This is a genomic window from Variovorax sp. P4_D9, assembly GCF_056401695.1.
The window spans coordinates 1-7,844 of record NZ_JBFUIU010000425.1; the positions used below are offsets into that span (position 1 = coordinate 1).

Consider the following 7,844-nt stretch of genomic DNA (forward strand, 5'->3'; position numbering starts at 1 on the left):
CAGGAAGGCGTCGACATCGGCCCGATCCAGAACAGGGCGCAGTACGACCTRGTGCGCGCGATGGTCGATGAGGCGCTGACCGGCGGTGCGAAGCTGCTGTACCAGAGCCCGGTGCCGCCCGGCCCGGGGCTGTTCCTCCCCATCACGATTCTGACCGACGTGACGCCCGGGATGCGCGTCGTCAAGGAAGAGGTCTTCGGGCCCGTGCTCAGCATCACGCCCTACGACGACGAGGAAGAAGCCCTGCGCTGGGCCAATCACGGCGAGTACGGGCTGGGCGGCTCGGTCTGGAGCTCCGATGTCGACCGCGCGACCGAACTCGCCGCCCAGCTCGACTCAGGCGGTGCCTGGGTCAACCAGCACCCCGCGATGGGCCCGGACATCCCCTTCGGCGGTGTCAAGGGCTCGGGTATCGGGGTCGAACTCGGCCGCCTCGGGCTGGAGGAATACACCTCGGTCCAGGTGCTCAATGTGAAGCGCGCCGCTTGAGCCCTCGCCGCGCCTCCGAAGAATGCACGAACAGGAGACAACCATGAACTTGCTGAGCCGCGACGACTGGTACGACATCGCCCGCGATGTCGACTGGACGCTGTCGTACGTCGACGAGCGCGAAGCCTTTCCCGAAGCCTGGTCCGGATGCGGGCCGGTTCCGAAGGAGGCCTGGGACGCCTGGGACGAGCCCTATCGCGTGACCTACCGCGACTACGTCCGCGTGCAGCGTGAGAAGGAATCGGGCGCGCATGCGGTGCGCGAGGCGCTCAAGCGCGCCAACATCTACGAGAAACTCGATCCGGGCCACACCGCTTCCTCTCAACTGCACATGGGCACGACCTGCATGGTCGAGCAGATGGCGGTCACCATGCAGAGCCGCTTCTGCCGCTTCGCACCGACGCCGCGCTGGCGCAATCTGGGCGTGTTCGGCATGCTCGACGAGATCCGTCATGCACAGCTCGACCTCGCGTTCTCGCACGACCTGCTCAAGCACGACGAGCGCTTCGACTGGTGCAACAAGGCCTTCCACACCAACGAGTGGGGTGTGCTGGCGGTCAAGAATTTCTTCGACGACTGGATGCTGAACGCCAACTGCATCGAGGCTGCGATGGCGACCAGTCTGACCGTGGAGCACGGGTTCACCAACATCCAGTTCGTCGCGCTTGCGGCCGACGCCATGGAGGCCGGTGACGTCGACTTCTCGAACCTGCTCTCGAGCATCCAGACCGACGAGGCGCGCCATGCTCAGCTCGGGTTTCCGACGCTCGAAGTGCTGATGAAGCACGACCCGAAGCGCGCGCAGTACATCTTCGATGTCTCGTTCTGGCGCTCGTTCCGGCTGTTCCAGACGCTGACCGGCACTTCGATGGACTACTACACGCCGGTGGCCAAGCGCAAGATGTCCTTCAAGGAGTTCATGCTCGAATGGGTGGTGCACCACCACGAGCGCACGATGAAGGACTACGGCCTGGCCAAGCCCTGGTTCTGGGATACCTTCCTGCATTGTCTGGACCACGGCCATCACGCGATGCACATCGGCACCTGGTTCTGGCGGCCGACGCTGTTCTGGAAGCCGAATGCCGGCGTGTCGAAGGCCGAGCGCAAATGGCTCAACGAGAAGTACCCAGATTGGGAAGACAGCTGGGGTGTTCTGTGGGACGAGATCATTGCCAACGTCAACCGCGGCGACATGGCGCAGACCYATCCCGAGACGCTGCCGGCGCTGTGCAACATTACGCAGCTGCCGCTGGGCTCCGCCTGGGATCGTCATCACCTGAAGATGTACACGAGCGAATACAAGGGCCGGCTCTACAACTTCGATTCCGACGTGTCGAAGTGGATCTTCGACAGCGAACCCGAGCGCTATGCCGGACACACCAACGTGGTCGATCGCTTCCTGCTCGGCCAGATCCAGCCGATGAACCTGGCCGGCGGCCTGCAATGGATGGGCATCACGCCCGAGGTGATGGGCGACGACGCCTATGCCTACCGCTGGGCCGGCGATTACGCGCCGGCGGCAAAGCCCCAGCGCAAGGTGGCCTGAAGCACATCACAACCTCATGGAGACATTCATGGCTTTGTTCCCGATCTACGGCGTGTTCCAGGGCGACTTCGTGCCGCACCTGGTGGCGGTCGATACCGACGACACGATGAACCAAGTGGCGGAGAAGATCGCTGTCCACAGCGTCGGACGGCGCGTGCCGCGCAAGCCCGGCGCCAGGGGCTACCGCGTACAGGTCGGCGAGCGCACGGTGTCGACTGATAGCACCTTGTCCCAGGTGCTGGCCGACCCCGGCCTCAAGCCGCTCGAATGGGTCACGGTCGGCTGGGCCCTCTGATCGTGGGAGCGACGATGCCGAAGAACGACAGCCTTCCTTTCGTCGAGGTGTGTGCCGTCGACGACCTGTGGATTGGCGAGATGGAATCTTTCGATGTCGGCGACCGCGAGGTGCTCGTCGTCAACGTCGACGGCGAGTTCCATGCCTACGACGGCGTCTGCCCGCATCAGAGCGTCGCGCTCGTCGAAGGCGAACTCAACGGCAAGGTGCTGACCTGTCGTGCGCATCAATGGAGTTTCGACGCATGCAGCGGCAGGAGCATCAATCCGGCGGGCGAATGTCTGCAGAGGTTCGCGCTGCGCATCGTGGACGGCAAGGTGTGGATCGCCGGGCAGGCGGTCGACGCATGAAATTTCAATCCAGGAGAACAAGATGGCAGGCGACCGAGTTTTCATGACCGAATCCGTCCAGTACGACGCGGTCGGCCCGATCCTGCGCGCTGGCGAGATCGCCGAGGCTGTGATCGATGCGGTGGAAGAGGACAACCCCGAGTGCGACGTGTTCGTCACCGACCGTGGCGACTACCTGCATATCCACACGCTGCACGACTGCCGGCTGACGCGGGCCAGTCTCGAGCGCAGCCTCGGCCGCAGCTACGACCTCGCGCGGCTCGAGATCGAGATGCCCTCGTTCGCCGGCCGCATGCAAACCAGCGACTGCGAGTACCGCTGGTACTTCAAGTCCTGATCGCGGCCGATGCGAGCCGTCCACACACGAAACACCGCTTGGAGACCATCGTGAACTCCCCTGTTGCAACCGTCGCGCTGCGCACCCGCCGCGCCAAGACCTGGTCGAGCTTCGGCAACCTTGGCCGCAAGCCCAGCGAATACGAAGTCGTGACCCACGACATGAATCACACGGTCGGCGTCGTCCCGCTGGAGATGGGGCCCGAGGTGCATGGCAACCGGTGGCTGATCCAGCACCGTGACAGCACTGCATTGAAGGTCCATGCGCTGCACAGCTTCCGCGATCCGGACCAGATGACCTATCGCAAGTACACGCAGGCCATGGATCAGCAGGAGACCTACGTCGACGGCCTGCTGCAGCAGTACGGCGAGGTGCGCGACAGCGACTTCGGCCTGAGCCCGCAAGCGCTCGATTTCCTCGCTGCGGCGCTCACGCCGGCGCGCTACCTCGGCCACGGCCTGCAGATGATTTCGGCCTACGTCCAGCAGCTCGCGCACTCCAGCTACCTGGGCAACTGCGCCGCGTTCCAGACCGCTGATCAGCTGCGCCGCGTACAGCGCGTGGCCTACCGCACGCGCCAACTCGCCGGTGCGCACCCGGAGCGCGGCTTCGGCACGAACGATCGCGCAACCTGGCAGGACGACCCCGATTGGCAGGCGGTGCGCGAAGCCATCGAGCGCCTCCTGGTTGCCTACGATTGGGACCAGGCCTTTGTCGGCTTGAACCTGGTGGTCAAGCCAGTGACCGACGAACTGTTCCTGAACGCCTTCGCCGAGGTGGCCCGCAGGCACGGAGACGAACTCGATGCGCTGATCGCGGAAAACCTGTTTCTCGATACGCAGCGCAGCCGGCGCTGGACCGCCGATGCGTGCCGTGCCATGGTCCAGGCTGACGGCGCCAACGCCTTCGTGCTGCGCGAGTTGGTGGCGCAATGGCGGCCGCACGGCACGGCGATCATCGAGTCGGCGAGCCGGCTGTTGGCGCGCCATGCGGGAGGCGCAATGTCAGCAGCCGCGATTGCCGACGATGCGTCGACCGGATGGGCCGAGTTCCTGGCCGACGCCGGTCTGATGCCGCAAGCCTGATCCGGCACTCGCGACTGCCATGAACCGCATCGAAGTGGCCCCGGCGGGTCCTACGACCTTCGTTCGCCTGAACCCCAGCGGTGCGCGTCTTGCATGCGCCCCAGGACAGACCGTGCTCGCGGCAGCGCTGGCGGCCGGCATCGACCTGCCCTACGAATGCGCGAGCGGCAGCTGCGGGAGCTGCCGCGCGCAGCTCATCGAGGGGACGGTGAGTTCGCTCTGGGCCGCCGCGCCGGGGCTCAGCGAACGCGACCGGCGCAAGGGCAATCGCATCTTGTGCTGCCAGAGCATCGCGCAGGAAGACTGCGTGATCCAGGTCCGGCCCGGCGCAGGCGCGCCAGCGGTGCGGCCGGCACAATGGCGCACGCGGGTGAGCGGCCTGCGCCTGCTCAACCGAGGCGTCATGCATCTCGTGCTCCAGGCGGATCCGTCGGTCGACTTCTTGCCGGGCCAGTTCATGCTCTTCGAGCTTCCGCACGGCATCGGCCGGCGCGCCTACTCGATGGCAAATCTGCCGGGACAGGACGGTCGCCTCGAATTCATCATCAAGCGCAAGCCCGGAGGACTAGGGTGCAGCCACCTGTTCGACAGTTTGCGCGCGGGTGATGGGGTGACGCTCGAGGGCCCCTACGGCCTTGCGTGGCTGCGCGAGGACGGCGTGGACGACATCGTTCTTCTCGCCGGCGGTTCCGGGCTCGCGCCCATGTGGTCCATCGCGCAGGCGGCGCTGCAGCGCTGGCCACAGCGCCGGCTGCGCTTCTATTTCGGTGCCAACCGTGCCGAGGAATTGTTCTGGCTCGAGGAGATCGAGCAGGCACGGCGCGCCACGCCTGCACTCGAGCCGAACCTGGTGCTCATGCAGGCCTCCGCGGCCGATCCGCCCGGTACCCGCACCGGGTTGGTCGCGGCAGTGATGGCGCAGGACATCGGCGACGCGTTGTCGAGCGACCTCTATCTGGCCGGGCCGCCCGGGCTCGTCGACAGCGTCATGCGCGACTTCGTCGCCACTGGCAGGGCGCGTGCCGACCGCGTGTTCTTCGATCGCTTTCTTTGATGACAACCGAATCGCACTACGACCTAATCGCCATCGGTGGCGGCAGTGGCGGCCTCGCCGTGACGCAACGCGCCGCCGAGTACGGCGCCCGGGCAGCGTTCATCGAGCCGGGACCACTGGGTGGCACCTGCGTCAATGCAGGCTGCGTGCCGAAAAAAGTTCTGTGGCATGCGGCGCACATCATGGAGGGTGCCCGTGCCGCTGCGGGCTACGGTATCGAATTGCCGCCCGCCCGCGCAGACTGGGGCCAGATGCGCCGGCGACGCGGCGCGTACATCGCTCGCCTCAACGGCGTCTACGCGCGCAACCTCGAACGGCGCGGCGTGACGCACATCGAGGGCCACGCCGTATTCGACGGTCCGCACGTCTTGCGTGTGGGAGAACGCCTGTACACGGCCGACCATATCGTCGTGGCGACCGGCGGGCGACCCACGCTCCCCTCCATCCCTGGGGCCGACCTGGGCTTAAACTCCGACGACTTCTTCGCGCTTGACGTTCGGCCCGAGCGCGTGGCCGTGGTGGGCAGCGGCTACATTGCGGTCGAGCTGGCGGGGCTGCTGAATGCTTTCGGATCGCGCGTCGATCAACTGCTGCGACGCGATGCCGTGCTGCGCGATTTTGATGTGTTGGTGCAGACGGCACTGATGCGAGAGATGAGCGCGTCGGGTGTCGTCTTTCTCACGAGCACGGTGCTGGCGAGCTTGGAACGCTGCGCCGACGGCATCGCGCTGATTGCGCAGGACGGCCGGCGTCTGGGACCCTACGATCAGGTGTTCTGGGCCATCGGGCGTGAACCGTCGACGGCCAGCCTGCAACTCGAGCGTGCCGGTCTCGCCACCGACGCATCCGGTTTCCTGCGCACCGACGCCTACCAGTGCACGCCGGTCTCCGGTATCTACGCCATCGGCGATGTGACCGGCCGGGCCGCGCTCACGCCGGTCGCCATTGCGGCCGGCAGGCGGTTGGCCGATCGCTTGTTCGGCGGAAGGCCAGAGCGGCACCTGATCTATGAATCCATTCCGACGGTCGTCTTCTCGCATCCGCCGGTAGGCACCGTCGGGCTGACCGAAGCGCAGGCACGTGCTCGGCACGACGCGGTCGAGGTCAAGACCACCGCTTTCGTCCCCATGTACTACGCCCTCGCCGATCGCCGCCAGCGCTGCGAGATGAAGCTGGTGCTCGCCGGCGCCGAGCGACGGGTTGTCGGCTGTCACATCGTCGGCGACGGCGCGGACGAGATGCTTCAGGGCTTCGCGGTGGCCGTGCGCATGCGCGCTACGCTCGAGGACTTTCAGGACACCGTGGGCATCCACCCCACCAGCGCCGAAGAGATGGTGACCATGCGCTAGATCGCATGCCTCCCGAAAGTTGCGATGCGCCCGATGGGGGCGATCAAGGCCCGGGGTTCAATTGCACCTGAAGCGCGTCGGCGAACGCCTGCGGGCTCTCGATATGAGSAATGTGTCCCACCCCGGGCAAGACGGTCAGCGTCGCCTGCGGGATCCAAGCTTGCAGCGACCGGGCCTGTGCCAACGGCGTGATGGCGTCCTGCTCACCCCAGATGAGCCCGACCGGCGGTCCGCCGCCGGCCCACGCCCGAAGTATCGAGGGCGAGAGACTCGCTGCGGATTCGCAGGAAGAGGCCGCGAATGCGAGCGCCCAGTCCCCGAGCCCGGCGCTGAAACCTTGGCGTTCGAAGGGCACCTGGTAGGACGGCGTGAGCTGATCGGTCACGACTTCCGTGCGGTGCACGAACTTTTTCAGAAGCGTTCCCGTTAGCCCCGGCCAGGTCGCGGTCGCTCCGACGACGGCCGTTCGAACGCCACGGTTGACCAACAGGAAGTTCACGCCTGCGTCGGCATCGCAGGCAGGCGCTTCGCCCAGAGGGCCAAGGCCCAGTGCTGGATCGACCAGCACGAGCTTGCGAACGCGCCCGCCTGCGAGCATCGCAGCCTCGAGCGCCGGGCCGGAGCCGAACGAATGCCCGACGAGGGTGACCGAGCCCCCCAGGCTGTCGACCACACTTAGCACGCGCCGGGCCTGTGCCGGGCGCGAGTAGTCCAGGCCCGCGTCCATTCCCATGGCCTTCGACAGGCCGAAGGGCGGCAGGTCGACCGCCACCACGCGCCAGCCAGCTTCGGCGAGCGTCTGGGGCAGTCCGAACCAGGTCCCGCTCCACGCACCGGTGCCGTGCAGCAGGAGAACGGTCGGGCGCTGGGGGTCGCCCCACTCCTGCACATAGAGCTGCGCGTCGGCCGTGCGCACCCAACGCCCCTTCCCGCCGGCGATCTGCTCGACGGTCTTGGTCTCCCGCATCGCGCGAGCCGCCTGCGCGAAGGCGGCCCATCCCAGGATCGCCGCCAGGACCGCGCCAACGAGAAGCAGCAGCACGGTGACGCCACGCTTCGCGGCCGACCTGCCCGCACTGGCCTTCGGTCCGCTCATGGCCTAGAAGTCGTAAACATGTTCGATCGCACCGGCGCCCAGACCGGCTTCGACCTGGCGCAGCAGCGCGCCGAGCCGGGCGACGGGCGCGGCGATCACCACCCGCMCCGTCCCCGGCCGCGTCAGGATGGGCTGCTTGAAGAGCAGCCGCGCCTGGGGGTCCGTGGCCGACCAGTTCTCCGGCACCAGCAGGCTGAGCACGATCTCGCCGCTGTTGCCGGCGATCTCCTTGAAGTCGATGCC

10 protein-coding genes are annotated in these 7,844 nt (G+C 66.7%); 8 read left to right on the plus strand and 2 right to left on the minus strand.

Translation table 11 applies throughout. The features are described 5' to 3' along the window. The 8 genes from AC1DY5_RS33695 to gorA all read left to right on the plus strand — a co-directional run. Positions 1-489, plus strand: a 489-nt coding sequence (locus AC1DY5_RS33695; RefSeq protein WP_478118597.1) for an aldehyde dehydrogenase family protein, incomplete at its 5' end; no start/stop codon positions are given. A gap of 43 nt (positions 490-532) precedes the next feature. Next, the gene (locus tag AC1DY5_RS33700; RefSeq protein ID WP_478118599.1) at positions 533-2,035 is read left to right on the plus strand and encodes a YHS domain-containing protein; all 1,503 of its coding nucleotides are present in this window, start codon (positions 533-535) and stop codon (positions 2,033-2,035) included. 28 nt (positions 2,036-2,063) lie between these two features. Continuing rightward, the gene (locus AC1DY5_RS33705) at positions 2,064-2,330 is read left to right on the plus strand and encodes a toluene-4-monooxygenase system B family protein (RefSeq protein ID WP_478118600.1); all 267 of its coding nucleotides are present in this window, start codon (positions 2,064-2,066) and stop codon (positions 2,328-2,330) included. A gap of 14 nt (positions 2,331-2,344) precedes the next feature. Then, positions 2,345-2,680 carry a monooxygenase system ferredoxin subunit gene (locus AC1DY5_RS33710; RefSeq protein WP_478118602.1) on the plus strand — a complete coding sequence of 112 codons (336 nt, stop codon included), beginning with the start codon at positions 2,345-2,347 and terminating at the stop codon, positions 2,678-2,680. Positions 2,681-2,702: 22 nt separating this feature from the next. Next, a complete protein-coding gene (locus AC1DY5_RS33715; RefSeq protein WP_478118603.1) occupies positions 2,703-3,017 on the plus strand; it encodes an MmoB/DmpM family protein in 315 nt (104 codons plus the stop codon). Between the two features lie 50 nt (positions 3,018-3,067). Next, positions 3,068-4,102 (plus strand): ferritin family protein, encoded by a 1,035-nt coding sequence (locus AC1DY5_RS33720; protein ID WP_478118605.1) that lies wholly within the window; start codon positions 3,068-3,070, stop codon positions 4,100-4,102. A gap of 19 nt (positions 4,103-4,121) precedes the next feature. Next, positions 4,122-5,156: a 2Fe-2S iron-sulfur cluster-binding protein gene (locus tag AC1DY5_RS33725; protein WP_478118606.1), complete on the plus strand. Its 1,035-nt coding sequence runs from the start codon at positions 4,122-4,124 to the stop codon at positions 5,154-5,156. Next, on the plus strand, positions 5,156-6,505 hold the full coding sequence (gene gorA / locus AC1DY5_RS33730; protein ID WP_478118608.1) for a glutathione-disulfide reductase: 1,350 nt from the start codon (positions 5,156-5,158) through the stop codon (positions 6,503-6,505). Before AC1DY5_RS33725 ends, gorA begins: the two co-directional genes overlap by 1 nt. A gap of 43 nt (positions 6,506-6,548) precedes the next feature. On the opposite strand, the gene AC1DY5_RS33735 is transcribed toward gorA, so the two are convergent. Together AC1DY5_RS33735 and AC1DY5_RS33740 are read right to left on the minus strand one after the other, a co-directional pair. Beyond that, complete coding sequence (locus AC1DY5_RS33735; protein WP_478118610.1) at positions 6,549-7,601, minus strand: alpha/beta fold hydrolase; 1,053 nt, start codon at positions 7,599-7,601, stop codon at positions 6,549-6,551. Positions 7,602-7,604: 3 nt separating this feature from the next. Further along, positions 7,605-7,844: hypothetical protein (locus tag AC1DY5_RS33740; RefSeq protein ID WP_478118612.1), on the minus strand; the 240-nt coding region annotated here is incomplete at its 5' end.